This is a genomic window from Pontibacter burrus, from assembly GCF_010686685.1.
Lineage (GTDB): Bacteria > Bacteroidota > Bacteroidia > Cytophagales > Hymenobacteraceae > Pontibacter > Pontibacter burrus.
In genome coordinates, this window is sequence record NZ_JAAGWD010000004.1 from 321,714 (window position 1) to 337,553 (window position 15,840).

Below are 15,840 nucleotides of genomic sequence, written 5' to 3' on the forward strand. Positions count from 1 at the left end.
GGCTTTACTCAAGACTTATAATTGCATATTTTTTTTAGATGGATATAGTTATCATGGTTGCCCAGTTAATTCTGGGACTTACAATTTTAGTTGGCCTGCACGAGTTGGGCCATATGCTTACTGCCAAGTGGTTTGGCATGCGCGTAGAGAAATACGCGATCGGTTTCCCTCCTAAATTATTCAGTAAAAAGATTGGTGAAACAGAATACATGCTGGGCCTGATTCCGCTTGGTGGTTTTGTTAAGATTTCCGGCATGGTGGATGAGTCTATGGATACGGAAGCTCTGAAGGAAGAACCGAAACCATGGGAATTCAGAGCAAAACCAGCCTGGCAGCGCCTGATCGTGATGATGGGCGGTATCATTGTAAACGTAATCACAGGTATCGTAATCTATATTTTCCTGACCTATAACTATGGCGAAAGATACCTGCCGGCTCAGGAAGTTAAGTATGGCGTTGTTCCAAACGAAATCGGGAAAGAGATTGGATTCCAGACCGGTGATAAGATAGTAGCTGTTAACGGCAAACCACTGGAGAAATTCAACGATGTGTATTCGCTGGATGTATTGCTGGATCGTGGTGCCTACTATACCGTTGAGCGCAACGGCGAAAATGTAGAAATACCAGTGCCGCTTGATTTAATGGATAAACTGGCTGATAAGCAGGAACGTGTATTGTTCATACAGCCGCGCGAGCCGTTTGTAGTGGATTATGTAGTAGCCGGTAGCAACGCCGCAGATGCTGGCCTGAAATCCGGAGACTATATTCTGACAGTAAACGGTGAGGAAGCCCGCTTCTTTGATGAGTTTAAGCAGCTGCTTGCAAAGAATGCCGGAAAAGAGATTACGATGCAGGTTGAGCGCGATGAAAAAGTGCTGGATTTGAAAGCACAGGTAGAACCAGATGGAACGATCGGGTTTGCACAGCGCCCGTTGTTAAACTACGCTACCCGCGACTATAGTTTTACAGAAGCAATACCAGCTGGTACAGAACAGGCTTTTGGCGTAATTACAGCTAACCTGAAAGGTTTTGGTAAGATCTTCCGTGGCGAAGTATCCGCATCTAAATCAGTGAGTGGCCCGATTGGTATTGCCCAGATTTTTGGCGATACATTTAACTGGTATAAGTTCTGGTCTATTACGGCCATGCTCTCAATGGTACTTGCATTTATGAACTTCCTGCCAATTCCGGCGCTAGATGGCGGCCACGTAATGTTCCTGACCTATGAGATGATCAGCGGCCGGAAGCCTTCCGATAATTTCCTGGAGAATGCCCAGAAAGTAGGTATGGTATTGCTGCTTGGCCTGATGGCTTTCGCGATCTTCAACGATGTGTTTAAGCTGATCTTTTAAGTAAGACAACTATAGCCGACTGGCTGATACAATAAACTATGAAGCGCTGCTGAGTGTAAACCAGCAGCGCTTTTGTTTTAATAGCTGATCAAAACTATAGGTTTAAAGAACTATAGCGGCAACACTGTAATCATGGCGCGAGCATCTTCACTTGTGACTTACTATAGTTAGGCCTTTGGTTCGGTTAATCGGGAAAATTACCCAGCAGGTGGATTCAGTTTGTTCTAGTTTGAGCGGTACTGTTGCAATTGTAGTTCTACGTGGAACATGCTATGCTTGCTAAATTATACAGAGATCAAAATGGCTTACCCTTTCAGATGATGTAGCTGACCCAGGTATTAGCTGTTAGCAGAGAAAAGCTGCCGTATTTTACCAAGTATTGCCAGTACAACTATAGCAAGCAGCAATCCTGTTAAATAAGGCACAACCAGTTTCTCCAGCGAAGACAAATGGACATGCGTCGGCAGGTTAAGGAGTAAAAATACGGCTGCTATAAAGCCAATCAAAATCCAGTAGCCTATCCATGCATACCAGCGCTTTTGTGTTATAGTTGCGGAAGGCAAAGTACTGATGTGCCAGCCAAGTATGCTAAAGCCAACAACGGTGCTGACATGCTGCAGCACCCGACAAAGCGGCACCTCTATAAACCCGAGCGATACAGGCTGCAGCAGAAACGCGTTGTTCCTTACAAAGTAGCCATCATAGTGTGTAAAGCTGTCCCAGAGTAAATGGCCAAATGCGCCAATCAAAACCGAGATGGCAAAAATATATGCATTGCGGAGCAGGTACTTGCCAATGCGAAGTGGCTCTATAGCTAATGCTTTTTTTCTGAAATAATCCGGCAGGTACTGTATTACCTGGTCACGAACTAGTACATGAAAAAAGATAGCCAGCACAAATGCCATCGGTAAATTAAACAGCAGTAACCCTTTCAAAGAGTGGCTTAGGTTGCTAAGTCTAGGGCCAAGCAGAAAATAGGCAAAATCCGGGGAAATGCTGCCAACGATAAGCCCTGTGGTGGAAAGCCATCGGCTGTGCAGGCGCTGCAGTGGAATGATTATAGCCGGATGGGCAGCTGTAAAGGGCATTTAAGATAAGTTTAACGGGTCGATTGCGCAGGAGCTTTTGGCTTTATAAGTTTGAACTCCACGCGCCGGTTAATTCTACGATCTTCCTGCGTTTTTTCTTCGCGCAATGGCTTTGTGCTGCCAAATCCATACGCATCTATTCGGCCCTGGGTAATATTTCCTTGCCCTTCTATGTATCTCCGGATGGCATCTGCGCGGTCCAGCGAGAGGGCCAGGTTAAAATCAGGGTCCCCGGCAGCATCCGTATGACCTGAAATCTCGAGCCGGTAAGTAGGGTGGTCAACCAGGAACAGGGCTACTTCATCCAATATCGGTTTCATGTCCTCTTTAATGTCGGCACGGTTCTGATCAAATTCAATATTCTTAAATACCATCGGTATACTATAGTCTATGAGTGTGGTCATGATGTGGAGGGCCGTATCCTGCATCAGGGAAATCTCCCGCTCGATGGTGAAAAAGTCGGGGCTCTGGATCAGCATCATATACCGGGTATTGTCGATAAGGTCAAACTCAAAAGTACCATCCGGGCGGATGTACTTCGATGATATTTCAATCCCATTTTCCAGGTCTATCACCGAAATAATGCCTGAAAGGGGTTTCTGAGTCAGTGAATCGAGCAGGGTTCCTTCAATTTTAGTTACAGCAAGCGGGTGCGCTTCCATTGGCAACGGAAATGAGAACAAGTCCAGGTTGTGGATGTCGCGGGCTTCGGAACGGGCATAGTACAGGTTTTTAGACTGCGAATCGATGGCGAAGTAATACTCGCTGCCACGGCCGTTTACCAGTGGGCCAATGTTGCGTGGCTCCTGCCACTGGCCGCCAACCCTATATGTTTTGTAAATGTCAAAATCGCCGAAATTATAGAGCTGGCCACGCGAACTAAAGTATAAAACCTGGTACATCGGGTGAAAGAACGGGCTTACCTCACTTTCGCGGGTGTTAATGACAGGTCCGGCATTTTCGGCGGGAACCCATTCGCCTTTTTTGTTTTTATAGGTATAGTAGATATCTGACAAACCAAAACCTCCCAACCTGTCGGATGCAAAATAAATGGTGTCTTCGCTGGTAGATAAGGTAGGCTGCGAGTCCCACGCTGAAGAGTTGACTTTAGGGCCTAAGTTCTGAATATTGCCCCAGGTGCCATCAGCTTGTTTGGTTGCCACATAAATATCGCAGTTGCCATAGCCGTCCGGAGACTCGCAACGGGCAAAGTATAAGGTGTTACCGTCCCGGCTCAGGCAGGCAGAACCTTCATTGTATATGCTGTTGATCGGTTTCCCGAACGACTTGGCTTCTTCCCAGTAACCATCCTGCTGGCGCGTATAAAACAGATCCTCGTTTGCCCGGCCGTTTAACCCCTGCGTATTACGCTGCGATGTAAAGATGAGTACTTCGTCTTCAGCATTTATAGTTGGTCCGTAATCTTCGAAAGGCGAGTTGATGGCATTACCCATGTTGAGGTATACGCCCTTGGGTGGCTTAAATGTAGCAATCGATTTACGGTACTCCACCAGCTCATAGTAGTAATCCAGCGGAACGTAATAATCTTTGGTATTTTGTTCCAGCGAATCGTAGTAAGAGTACACGCGGCGTACATCAGAGCGGTGATGTTTGAGCACCATACGATAAAGTGCCTTGGCTTTGTCGGTCTGGCCTTGCTTCTCCAGTAGCTGGCCTAGTCGCCAGAGCAGCGATGTCTCTTTGTAGAAGTTTTCTATACCAAAGTTATTGACATAAGCTTCCAGCAATGGCAGTACCTCGTCGTAGCGTCCTTTTCTCTCCAGTTTCCGGATGACTTCGAGTTTCTTGGCGTCGTGGTAATAGGGAAGTTTGTTCAGGTTAGGAAACAAAAGTTGCACCTCCTGCTTAGGAGTTTTGCGGTGTACTTTAATTCCTGATTCCGGCTCGAGCGGTACATGCTTGTATTCCTGTGCTTTACAGTACACCGGCAGCAACAGCACAAACACTACAAGCAGGTACAATCTATTCATTTGCCATCTTGTTTTTACCTGTCGTTCAAAGATATTAATTTTGAGCTATATTTTTGCAGCAATTGCAGTAATATTACATTTAATCTAAAGTAAAATACCTGCTGTTGTACCCAGTGCTTAAGGCAGTGCAACATACTTGGCACAAGTCTTGACTATAGTACAGCAACTCCATTAAAGCCGCAAAAGTGGCCTTTTTATGTCATTATGGCATCCACTTAACTATGAAGTATACATTGAATAATTTTTTGCATAATCTCCTGTTAAGCAATGTTTCAGATAACGATAGCGACGATCTGATTCCAATTATCACTACTGACCCTGAAGACGAAATACCTGCTGCCGAGCTGCCGGATAGCCTGCCTATTCTGGCCGTGCGCAATACGGTCCTGTTCCCGGGCGTGGTGCTGCCTATAACTGTTAGCCGTAAAAAATCGGTGCGCCTGGTGCGCAAAGCCTATAAAGGTGATAAAACGATTGGGGTGGTTGCCCAGAAGAATACCAACGCCGACGATCCTACTCCTGAAGACATTTTCAGTATAGGTACGGTTGCCAGAATATTAAAGATGCTGGTACTGCCCGATGGCAATACAACTATAATTATACAGGGCCACAGCCGCTTTAAGATAGAAGAAGTAACCCAGGAGGATCCGTACCTGGAGGCGCGCGTAAGCTATTGCGAGGAAACCGGCCTGAACAAAAAGAACAAGGAAGTAAAGGCGCTGGTGCAATCGCTGAAAGATGCGGCGGCTAAAATCCTGAAACTGAACCCTGAAATACCACAGGAGGCACAGGTGGCACTGGATAATATAGACAGCCCTGCTTTCCTGACGCACTTCCTGTCGAGTAACCTGAACGTGGAAGTGGCTCAGAAGCAACAGCTTCTGGAAGTGAATGATGGCACCGAGCGCGGTACACAACTGCTGCAACTGATGTTACGCGAGATTCAACTGCTGGAACTGAAGCAGGAAATCCATACCAAAGTTCACACGGATATAGACCAGCAGCAGCGCGACTATTTCCTGCGCCAGCAGATTAAAGTACTGCAGGACGAACTGGGACAGGAAGGGCCTGATAAGGAGATCGAGAATTTCAGAGAGCGCGCCCTGAAGAAGAAATGGCCGGAGGCAGTTGCCAAACATTTTAAGAAAGAGATAGATAAGCTGGCCCGCCTTAACCCGCAGGCCGCTGAATATCCGGTGGCGGTGAACTATATCGAGTTTCTGCTGGACCTGCCGTGGGAAGAATATACAAAGGATAACTTTAACCTGAAGCGCACCAAAAAGATACTGGATACCGACCACTATGGTTTGGAGAAGGTAAAAGAGCGCATTCTGGAATACCTGGCCGTGCTGAAGCTGAAGAACGACATGAAGGCGCCAATTCTTTGCCTTTATGGTCCTCCGGGCGTTGGTAAAACGTCGCTGGGTCGCTCTATTGCATCTGCCTTAGGTCGTAAGTATGTCAGAATGTCACTGGGTGGGGTGCGCGACGAAGCAGAAATTCGTGGGCACCGCAGAACTTATGTGGGTGCTATGCCGGGCAAGATCATCAGCCAGATCAAGAAAGTAGCTTCGGGCAACCCGGTCATCATCCTGGATGAGATTGATAAGCTGGCTTCTGATTTCCGTGGCGACCCGTCTTCGGCTTTGCTGGAAGTGCTGGACCCGGAGCAGAACCATACGTTTATGGACAACTACCTGGATGTGGAGTACGACCTGTCGAAGGTGCTGTTCATTGCTACGGCCAACTCTTTAGATACGATACAGCCTGCCCTGCGCGACCGTATGGAGATTATTGAGCTGACCGGTTATACCATGGAGGAAAAGCTGGAAATAGCCAAGCGCCACCTGGTACCGAAGCAGATAAAAGAGCACGGCCTGACAGAAAGCGATGTAAAGATCACAAAACCTGCCCTGCAGAAAGTGATCGAAGACTATACCCGCGAATCGGGAGTGCGTAGCCTGGAGCGTAAGATTGGCCAGTTGGTTCGCCACATTGCCAAACTAAAGGCAATGGAAGAAGAGTACCCGACAACTATAAAACCCGAGGATGTAGTGAAGATCATGGGTGCCGAGATCTTTGATAAAGAGATTTACCAGGATTTCAGTACAGCCGGTGTTGTAACGGGCCTCGCCTGGACCTCGGTGGGTGGAGATATTCTGTTTGTGGAATCCATCCTGAGCAAAGGCAAAGGCAAACTTACCTTGTCGGGTCAGTTGGGCGATGTAATGAAGGAATCTGCGGTTACGGCGCTGTCGCATTTAAAAGCGCATGCGCACCTGCTGGACATAGACTATAGAATTTTTGAGCAGTACGACCTGCACATTCACTTCCCGGAGGGCGCGGTTCCAAAAGATGGCCCGTCGGCAGGTATTGCTATTTTTACGTCCATTGCCTCGGTTTACACGCAACGCAAGGTTCGCTCTAAATTAGCCATGACCGGAGAGATAACGCTTCGGGGTAAGGTGTTGCCGGTGGGTGGCATAAAAGAGAAGATACTGGCTGCCAAACGTGCCGGAATTACCGATGTGATCCTTTGCCAGAAGAACCGCAAGGATATTAACGAGATTCCGGAGAACTACATTAAAGGCCTGACGATACATTATGTTGACCGTGTAGAAGAAGTGGTGAAGATCGCGCTGCTACAGGAAAAAGTAAAGAACCCGCTGAACCTGACTGTAACCGAAGACCGCAAAGTGGAAATAGATTAATTGTTGATTGCTGGTTGTTAATTGTTATTTTGGAGACAGCAATCAGCCATTAACAATCAACAATTAAAATTAATATGAAATACACTGCTGCCCTCTTACTTTGCTTCCTGCTGAGCTTTCCGCTCGCGGCGCAGGTGGGAGGGCAGCGTGCTTTTACGTTCCTGGAGTTGCCGGTAAGCGCTAAGCAGGCGGGGTTGGGTGGAGTAAATGTTAGTTCGTTTGGGCACGATGTGAACATGGTAACAGCCAACCCGGCCTTACTGAATCCGGAAATGGATCGCCAGTTAAGTTTGAGCTATGTAAGTTATCTGGCCGACATCAAACAAAGCAACTTAGCCTATGCCTTTAACCACCAGAAACTGGGGCGTTGGGCTGCAGCTATAAACTACCTGAACTATGGCGATTTTGTGCAGCGTGATGCCACAGGTATGGAAGAAGGCAGTTTTACCGTTAACGACTATACATTTAGCCTGAGCCACGCCCGTCAGGCCGAAGCTTTTACCATTGGGGCAACCGCCAGACTGGCCGTATCAACTATAGCTGGTAATAAAGCAGTTGGGTTGCTGGCCGATGTGGGTGGTTTGTTCAAACATCCGGAGAAAGACTTTACGGTAGGGCTTGCGTTTAAGAATATTGGCTACCAGTTAAAGCCTTTTGATGGCGGCGAGCGACAGGTCATGCCTTTTGATGCACAGCTTGGAGCCAGCTATAAGCCGGAGCACATGCCGGTCAGGTTATCGCTTACCGCACACCATCTGTACCAGTTTGACGTTGTATATCTGGACCCTGATGCAAAAGGCCGCCTTGATGCGAACGGTAACGAGATTAAAGAAGAGAAATCGATTGGAGATAAGATAGCGCGCCATTTTGTGGTAGGTACGGAGTTTATTTTCAGCAAAAACTTTCAGATACGCGCCGGGTATAACCATTTGCGCCGTAAAGAATTGCGGTTAGAGAACGCCTCGGGAGGGGCAGGTTTTTCGGTGGGTGCTATGCTGCGCGTGCGGGCATTTGAACTGAACTATAGCAGTGCCTTTTATCACCCGGCTGGTGCAAGCCATTATGTAACTATAAGCACCGACACCGGCACTATACTGAAGCGTAAGAACACAGAATAAATTTACCTGTTATAACTATAGCAGATCATTTAATAACGAATAAGATGTTAGATTCCTTAGAACATTTAACACCAGCCCAGATTGTAGCGGAGCTGGATAAATATATAATTGGGCAGCAGGATGCCAAGCGTAACGTAGCCATTGCCCTGCGCAACCGCTGGCGCCGCATGAATGCCGATAAAAACATTCAGAAAGAGATTGTTCCGAACAACATCCTGATGATTGGAGCTACGGGTGTGGGTAAAACGGAAATTGCCCGCCGCCTTGCCAAAATTGCTGATGCACCCTTTACCAAAGTTGAGGCTTCTAAATTTACGGAAGTAGGCTACGTTGGCCGCGACGTGGAAAGCATGGTGCGCGACCTGGTGGAGCAGTCGGTGAACATGGTGAAGACCCAGAAGAAGGAAGAAGTAAAGCAGCGTGCGGCCGAGATTGTGGAAGACATCATTTTGGATGCACTGATCCCGCCGGTTCAGGGACGTAGCACATCGCCGGTAAATATGAGTTCGGACCCGAATGCCATGCCGGAGAATGACTATGAACTGAACGAGCGTACACGCGAAAGATTCCGTGAAAAGATCCGTAATGGTGAGCTAGAAGACCGTAAGATTGAGATACGCGTGCAGCAAAGTGCTATGCCGGGCATGGGCGTTTTAGGACCTGGCATGGACGAGGCATCGATGATGAACATCCAGGAGATGATCAGCGGGATGATGCCGAAGAAGACCAAAAAGCGCAAAGTGACGATAGCCGAGGCACGCAAAATATTGCTGGAAGAAGAAGCTGCCAAACTCATCGATATGGATGAAGTGAAGGAAGAAGCGATCTTTAAAGCAGAGAACTCCGGTGTGATCTTTATTGATGAGATAGACAAAGTAGCCAGTTCCAGCAAAAAAGGTGGCGGCGGACCAGACGTAAGCCGCGAAGGTGTGCAACGCGACCTGCTGCCTATAGTTGAAGGCTCAACAGTGAATACTAAATACGGCGTCATCAATACCGACCATATTTTGTTTATAGCTGCCGGTGCGTTCCACGTGGCAAAACCTTCTGATCTGATACCAGAGTTGCAGGGCCGCTTCCCGATTCGTGTGGAGCTGCAAAGCCTGACTAAGGATGACTTCTACCAGATTCTGAAGTTCCCTAAAAACGCGCTTACCAAGCAGTACGAAGCCTTGTTGGCCGCAGAAAATGTGTCGCTTGCCTTTAACGACGAAGCTCTTGATGAGATTGCAAGCCTGGCTTATGAGGTAAATGCTGAAGTAGAAAATATTGGTGCCCGTCGCCTGCAGACCATCATGAGTCGCCTGCTAAACGACATTCTGTTTGATGTGCCGGACAAGATAAGCGCCAATGCCCAGATTGTGATAACCCGCGAACTGGTGCAGGAAAAGCTATCAGACATGGTGAAAAACCGCGACCTGAGCGAGTATATTCTATAGTTAGAAAGTTGGGAAGTTAAAAAGTTAGAATGTTAAAACCGGCGCGGAAGTTTCTTCGGTGCCTAACTATAGGAGCGAATCTCAGATTCGCTGGGTTTGCAACCATAGTTTACAGAAAAGCCGGCAGTTTTGCAGATGCAAAGCTGCCGGCTTTTTGTTTTATAAGCAGTGCTATAGTTAACTACACTGATACGTTATAATTGTAACTTCTGTAGTTCCGTCGCTTGAGTTTTCGGTGATGCGGGTCGGTAAGTTTTTGTCGTTGTACGCGTAAGTATAAGTTGTTTCTTTAACCAGATCGCCATTCTGGTAAGTAGCCGAAGAACCGGGGTTGTTCTTTCCGGGAGAATAGAGATTGTGGTAACCGGTAGCGCTACTGAGAGGAGTAAGTTTGTCGTCGTAATCAGCATAAACTATACGCAACTCTTCAGATTCTATAGTTTGTATAGTTTCAATCACATTCCCTCTTTCGTCGTAAGTAAAGGACTTGCTATTACCTTTTGTATCAGAAATTCTGATCAGGCGGTTAAGTTCATCATAAGTAAAATTCTCAGTATACACTACCCTGTCATCGCCAAGATAGTGCTCAGCCAGACTTATGAGCCCATCTTTGTATTGGTATAAAGTATGGGTTATGCTGGGGTCTGGGTGGTAATCATAATAGTATTCCTGGCGTGTTATCTTCCTACTATCGTCATATTTAAAAACAGTTTGTAGTTGCGAAAATACAACCATATCATTTTCGGTGGTAGAGTTGATATAAGCTTGTTTATCATAGAAGAAATGAAGCTCGCGTACATCATCCCTGATTATACTTTTTAAGAGGCAGCCTGTCTGGTTAGGATAGGGGATATCAACAGGGTCAGGTGAAATAGTGGGGTTGGGGTTTGGAGGATCATCGCCGTCGCAGCCCTGCAGGCATAAGGCAGCAGTAAGCAGGAAGAATGCTGCTCTTCTGATAAAAATTTTCATAGTATTAAGGTTTAAAAAATACAGCTAGGAGGGTACAATATTTTGTACGCAAGTATCAGGTATTCAGAGTAATATGGTTTAGGTGGATAAGTGTATGCGCTGATTTTTAACCTTAACAGGCCTTTATGAAATGTGAGGGGAATCTAATGCTCGTAACTACTTATGCTAATGGGCTGGTGTAGCTTTCCTGGATCAGTGAAACTATAGAAGCCGACAGATTTGCGGAAGCAGAGCTGCCGGCTTTTGTTTTATAGTTTAGTTTCTATAGTTTGTAAGCTTGAGCGGGAATAACCTTTCCCAACCCCACACCCGTAATTCTTAATTCATCATTCATAATTGTGAGCAAAGTGAATATCTACATCATAACCGGAACCAGTAAAGGAATAGGCAAAGCCCTGACAGAAGAACTGTTAAAAGATGATAACAATTGCGTAGTAGGCGTTTGCCGCAACAGCACAATCAACCATAAAAACTACCGTCATCAGCCCCTGGACTTCTCGGATATACCTGCCGTAGAGCACAACCTGCAAAAGGTGTTTCTGCCTTACAAAGATGCCGAAAAACTTGTGCTGATAAACAATGCCGGCGTGCTGGGCGATATTGGCTATGTAGGCGAAGGCATGCCGAACGAACGGTTTGAGTTTGTGTTTGACGTGAACGTGATCGTTCCGGCTATGCTGATGAACTCTTTCCTGCAGGTGTACCAGCAGCATCCCGCCCAAAAGCTTATCATTAACATCAGCTCTGGCGCAGGCAAATACCCGATCGATGGCTGGGCAAGCTATTGTGCCTCCAAAGCAGCGCTCGATATGCTTTCCATGACGATCCAGAAAGAGCAGGACATGCGAGGAAGCGGCGTTAAAATATATGCACTGGCACCCGGCGTGGTTGATACCCAGATGCAGGGCCAGATCCGAGAAGCAGATGCGGAGCGCTTTAGCACTGTCGAAAAATTCCGCGACTATAAGGCCAGTAATGTGCTGGCTCAGCCCGAAGATGTTGCCCACAAGATCATCCGCTTCATGCAGAACACCGACAACTATAGCGAGGTGCTGCAGGATGTTCGCAACATGTAGGCTTTTTAATTATGAATGATGAATTACGAATTATGGATGAAAGGTTATCTGGGAAGCTATAGTTTGTGTTCAGTGAATTTGGATTCAAGCTATAGTTTAGTGATCAACAAATAACGATCAACGGACAACGACAGGCTGTTGCGGGTATAGCATAATCATTGGCCTGATGTGTATTTACCGGTGATTATGCTCTTTTATAGTTGCGGGCGTCTTGCATCTTTATAGCATAAAAACTATCTTAACAATACCTACAAAGTACAAGTGTGCACGTTTAATGTATTGTAAGCAACTTGTACTTTTAACTTACCTTAAAACAACCTGCCTTACCCATGCAAAGCCATCAGATCAAAAGTTTTGAAGAATACCAGAATGCCTGCCAACGCAGTGTCTCCGACCCCGAAGGCTTCTGGAGCGATATTGCCAGCACATTTACCTGGCGCAAAAAATGGAACACCACCCTGGAGTGGAACTTCGAGGAGCCAAATGTGAAATGGTTTAAAGGCGGTAAACTCAATATAACTGAAAACTGCCTGGACCGCCACCTGAAAACGCGCGGCAATAAACTGGCCCTGATCTGGGAGCCCAACGACCCGAAAGAACGCTTTGTGCGCTATACCTACCGCGAACTATACGAGAAGGTGTGCCAGTTTGCCAATGTGCTAAAGAAAAATGGTGTGCAGAAAGGCGACCGCGTGTGTATTTACATGCCCATGATTCCGGAACTGGCTTTTGCTGTATTGGCCTGCGCTAGGATTGGAGCAGTGCATTCGGTGATTTTTGCCGGCTTCTCGGCTGTAAGCATGTCTGACAGAATAAACGATGCCGGTGCCAAAATGGTACTCACCTCAGATGGCCTAAACCGTGGCGCCAAGCAGATTCCTGTAAAACGTGTGGTAGATGAGGCTCTGGAAAGCTGCCCTTCTGTTGAGAAAGTTATAGTTGTTGAGCGCCTTGGTTGGGCTGTAAACATGGTAGAAGGCCGCGATGTATGGTTCCACGACGAAGTAAAAGATGTAGCCAAAGATTGCCCAGCCGAGGAAATGGATGCTGAGGACATGCTGTTCATTTTGTATACCTCTGGCTCTACAGGCAAGCCCAAAGGGGTAGTGCATACCTGTGGCGGCTACATGGTGTATGCCCAGTATAGTTTCATGAACGTGTTCCAGTACCAGGAAAGCGACGTGTTCTGGTGCACCGCCGACATCGGTTGGGTAACAGGCCATACGTATCTGCTTTACGGTCCGCTGCTTTCCGGTGCTACTACGCTGATGTTTGAAGGCGTACCGACTTACCCGGACAATGGCCGTTTCTGGCAGGTGTGCGATAAGTTCGGCGTAAACATTTTCTATACAGCGCCAACGGCCATCCGCTCGTTGATGGGTGGCGACATTGATGATGTGCTTTCCTATAGTTTAGATTCCCTGAAAGTGCTGGGCTCGGTAGGGGAGCCGATAAACGAAGAAGCCTGGCATTGGTACCACACGCACGTAGGCAAAGAGCGCTGCCCGGTAGTTGATACCTGGTGGCAGACCGAAACCGGCGGTATCATGATCTCGTCACTTGCCAATGTTACGCCTACCAAACCGGCACATGCTGCATTCCCGCTACCGGGCATACAACCTATACTGGTAGACGCCGAAGGCAACGAAATTACCGACAACGAAGTGGAAGGTTACCTGTGTGTGAAGTTTCCGTGGCCGGGCATGATACGTACTACCTACGGCGACCACGAGCGTTGCCGCCTGAGCTATTTCTCTACCTACAAAGGCTTATACTTTACCGGAGATGGCGCCAAACGCGACGAGAATGGCTGGTACCGCATTATTGGTCGTGTAGATGATGTAATAAACGTATCGGGTCACCGCTTTGGCACGGCTGAGATTGAAGAAGCCATTAACCACAACGAGCATGTGGTGGAGTCGGCAGTGGTAGGCTTCCCGCACGATGTGAAAGGCCAGGGCATTTACGCTTTTGTGATCTGCAAGGACAAACCGGAGCGCGAAGATTATCTGCGTGCCGAAATCATCGAAACGGTAGTGGAGAAGATTGGTAAGATTGCCAAGCCCGATAAGATTCAGATCGTAAGCGGCCTGCCCAAAACCCGTTCCGGCAAAATCATGCGCCGCATCCTGCGCAAAGTAGCCGAAGGCGATACCTCCAACCTCGGCGATACCTCAACTTTACTCGATCCGGATGTAGTGGATGAGATCAAAGCAGGGGCTTTGTAAAAATATATTTTTCTTTTAGAGCTATAGTTATCGGTTTCTTATGACTGATAACTATAGCTTTATGTTTTACTATAGTTACTGTACTTCACTATTAGGCCCAATCTGGTTAAATGAGATAGTGCGGAATAAACTATAGCAGCATCCGCTGCAGCACAAGTGTCAGGACCATTAGAGGTAGTTAAATACGCTAGCACAACAATGAAAATAAAGGGCAGATCTTATTTTAAAGATCCTGAAGCTGACCTCAGTTATTTTGAAAACTGGGTAACACAGTTGGAGAAACAGAACGGAAGAAAGTACGAGCGATTCGAGGTCGAGACTGCACTTGGAGTAACTCATGTTTGGGGACTCAATACATAGGAAGAGCACCTGGATACGTTGGTGATTTTTCCGGGAGCAAGAACTACAGCCCTTATTTGGGATTTTGATAAAGGGCTAGGCAACCTCGGCCTTAAGTTGCGCATCTATATGGTGGAAACAAACGGTCTTCCTAATTTAAGTAGTGGAAACACTCCGGATATAAAATCACTGGACTATGGTTTTTGGGCAGCCGAAGTGTTTGATAAGCTAGGTCTTGATAAGGCATTTGTAGCAGGCGCTTCGTTTGGCGGACTGATATGCATGAAGCTGGGAATTGTGAAGCCCGAGAAGATTAAAACAGCTTTTTTGCTGAATCCGGGTTGTTTGCAACCCTTTTCGTTAACGTTTCAGAATCTTTATTATAACCTGCTGCCAATTGTAAAACCAACCGAAAAGAACGTTTTGAAATTTCTGGACAAGGCCGTTTTCTCAAAACCCAATCATCAGCTTTCGGAGTTTTCAGAAAAAATGCTTGTCGACTATGAGGTTTTTGCAATAAGTCGTTACAAAGACAACACGCAGAAGCCTTATTATATGGGCAACGAACTTGCAGCTGTTAAAGCGCAAACCTATTTGCTGGTAGGCGACAAAGACCTTTTATTTCCATTTAAAAAGTCTGTCGAAAATGCAGAAAAACATTTAACAACCCTGAAAGGGATAGAAGTGTTTGCCAATGTGGGGCACGGGATTGAAACCTACGACAAGGCATTGAAATATATCGGTGATAAAATAAAGGATTACCATTAAAAGCAATACCTGTAACAAGCGACATTTCCGTGCTTTGTAAGGTAGCAAAATGGAAGTGCAGCGCAGGTAGTTTTGTAGGAAAACCACGGGAGTGTGGAAGTTGTGAAGTGCTGGGTGAAATCGAGAGAGTACCTAATAATTTAAACTATAACTTAACTCAGCCATTATGAACAGTAAAGAATTCTACAAACTTCGTCTTTGCTTTACAGCTATAGTTTCCATTGCGATATGGGCACTTCTGATCTGGCAACATAACCACGGGGGCGTACCAAGTCATCATATCGCAGCAGATGCAAGCTTTCCTGCAATCTCTAACTGGTGGGGTGCGGCCTTGCTTCCCTTACTAACCTGGTATTTACTATATCGCGTCCAAAAGCGTTTGTTCAGAAACAAGACAGAAACCCGGATCTCTTTTAAAAATATAATTTATAGGTTTGCCGGCGCTTTGCTTTTCGGGAGTTTAATAGCTATCTGCTTTACCTTAGGGTACGAAGATAAGACAGGCTACCTGGTGTTAGGTATGCTTCCGTTTGCGATCTTTATACCAATTTACCGGGCCGAGTGCCTGCTTGGTTTTGTGCTCGGAATGACATTTACATTTGGTGCTGCGCTGCCAACGGGGTTCGGCATTCTGGTAAGCCTGATGGGCATAATACTGTATTGGCTTATCCGGCCCGGAATATATTATGCTTTATCAAAAATTACGATCTTGTTAGCCTTAAGCAAACAGAAACCTCAGCAATAGGGGAGCAGTAACT

At 46.6% G+C, this 15,840-nt stretch carries 11 protein-coding genes; 8 read left to right on the top strand and 3 right to left on the bottom strand.

The features are described from left to right. The first annotated feature begins 38 nt into the window (after positions 1-38). Positions 39-1,352 carry an RIP metalloprotease RseP gene (gene rseP / locus GXP69_RS10970; protein ID WP_163915106.1) on the top strand — a complete coding sequence of 438 codons (1,314 nt, stop codon included), beginning with the start codon at positions 39-41 and terminating at the stop codon, positions 1,350-1,352. A gap of 338 nt (positions 1,353-1,690) precedes the next feature. On the opposite strand, the gene GXP69_RS10975 is transcribed toward rseP, so the two are convergent. After that, complete coding sequence (locus tag GXP69_RS10975; protein ID WP_163915107.1) at positions 1,691-2,440, bottom strand: DUF4184 family protein; 750 nt, start codon at positions 2,438-2,440, stop codon at positions 1,691-1,693. A gap of 11 nt (positions 2,441-2,451) precedes the next feature. Then, positions 2,452-4,431: an OmpA family protein gene (locus GXP69_RS10980; RefSeq protein ID WP_163915108.1), complete on the bottom strand. Its 1,980-nt coding sequence runs from the start codon at positions 4,429-4,431 to the stop codon at positions 2,452-2,454. Between the two features lie 221 nt (positions 4,432-4,652). On the opposite strand from GXP69_RS10980, the gene lon reads away from it, so the two are divergent. The 3 genes from lon (at position 4,653) to hslU (ending at position 9,699) form a co-directional block, all read left to right on the top strand. Then, a complete protein-coding gene (gene lon, locus GXP69_RS10985; RefSeq protein WP_163915109.1) occupies positions 4,653-7,142 on the top strand; it encodes an endopeptidase La in 2,490 nt (829 codons plus the stop codon). A gap of 74 nt (positions 7,143-7,216) precedes the next feature. Continuing rightward, a complete protein-coding gene (gene porQ, locus GXP69_RS10990; RefSeq protein WP_163915110.1) occupies positions 7,217-8,260 on the top strand; it encodes a type IX secretion system protein PorQ in 1,044 nt (347 codons plus the stop codon). 44 nt (positions 8,261-8,304) lie between these two features. Beyond that, entirely contained in the window at positions 8,305-9,699 is a 1,395-nt protein-coding gene (hslU, locus tag GXP69_RS10995) for an ATP-dependent protease ATPase subunit HslU (RefSeq protein WP_163915111.1), read from the top strand. Between the two features lie 177 nt (positions 9,700-9,876). Here the strand turns inward: hslU and GXP69_RS11000 are convergent, their stop codons facing one another. Then, positions 9,877-10,671 (bottom strand): hypothetical protein, encoded by a 795-nt coding sequence (locus tag GXP69_RS11000; protein ID WP_163915112.1) that lies wholly within the window; start codon positions 10,669-10,671, stop codon positions 9,877-9,879. A 338-nt stretch (positions 10,672-11,009) separates the two neighbouring features. Between GXP69_RS11000 and GXP69_RS11005 the strand changes: the two genes are divergently transcribed. The 4 genes from GXP69_RS11005 to GXP69_RS18965 all read left to right on the top strand — a co-directional run bounded on the left by GXP69_RS11005 (position 11,010) and on the right by GXP69_RS18965 (position 15,827). Continuing rightward, positions 11,010-11,747, top strand: coding sequence for an SDR family NAD(P)-dependent oxidoreductase (locus tag GXP69_RS11005; protein ID WP_317164586.1), 738 nt, complete (start codon positions 11,010-11,012; stop codon positions 11,745-11,747). A 329-nt stretch (positions 11,748-12,076) separates the two neighbouring features. Next, entirely contained in the window at positions 12,077-13,975 is a 1,899-nt protein-coding gene (acs, locus tag GXP69_RS11010; RefSeq protein WP_163915113.1) for an acetate--CoA ligase, read from the top strand. A 468-nt stretch (positions 13,976-14,443) separates the two neighbouring features. Next, positions 14,444-15,082 carry an alpha/beta fold hydrolase gene (locus GXP69_RS11015; protein WP_235925666.1) on the top strand — a complete coding sequence of 213 codons (639 nt, stop codon included), beginning with the start codon at positions 14,444-14,446 and terminating at the stop codon, positions 15,080-15,082. A gap of 166 nt (positions 15,083-15,248) precedes the next feature. Then, on the top strand, positions 15,249-15,827 hold the full coding sequence (locus GXP69_RS18965) for a hypothetical protein (protein ID WP_204281996.1): 579 nt from the start codon (positions 15,249-15,251) through the stop codon (positions 15,825-15,827). The last annotated feature ends 13 nt before the right edge of the window (positions 15,828-15,840 follow it).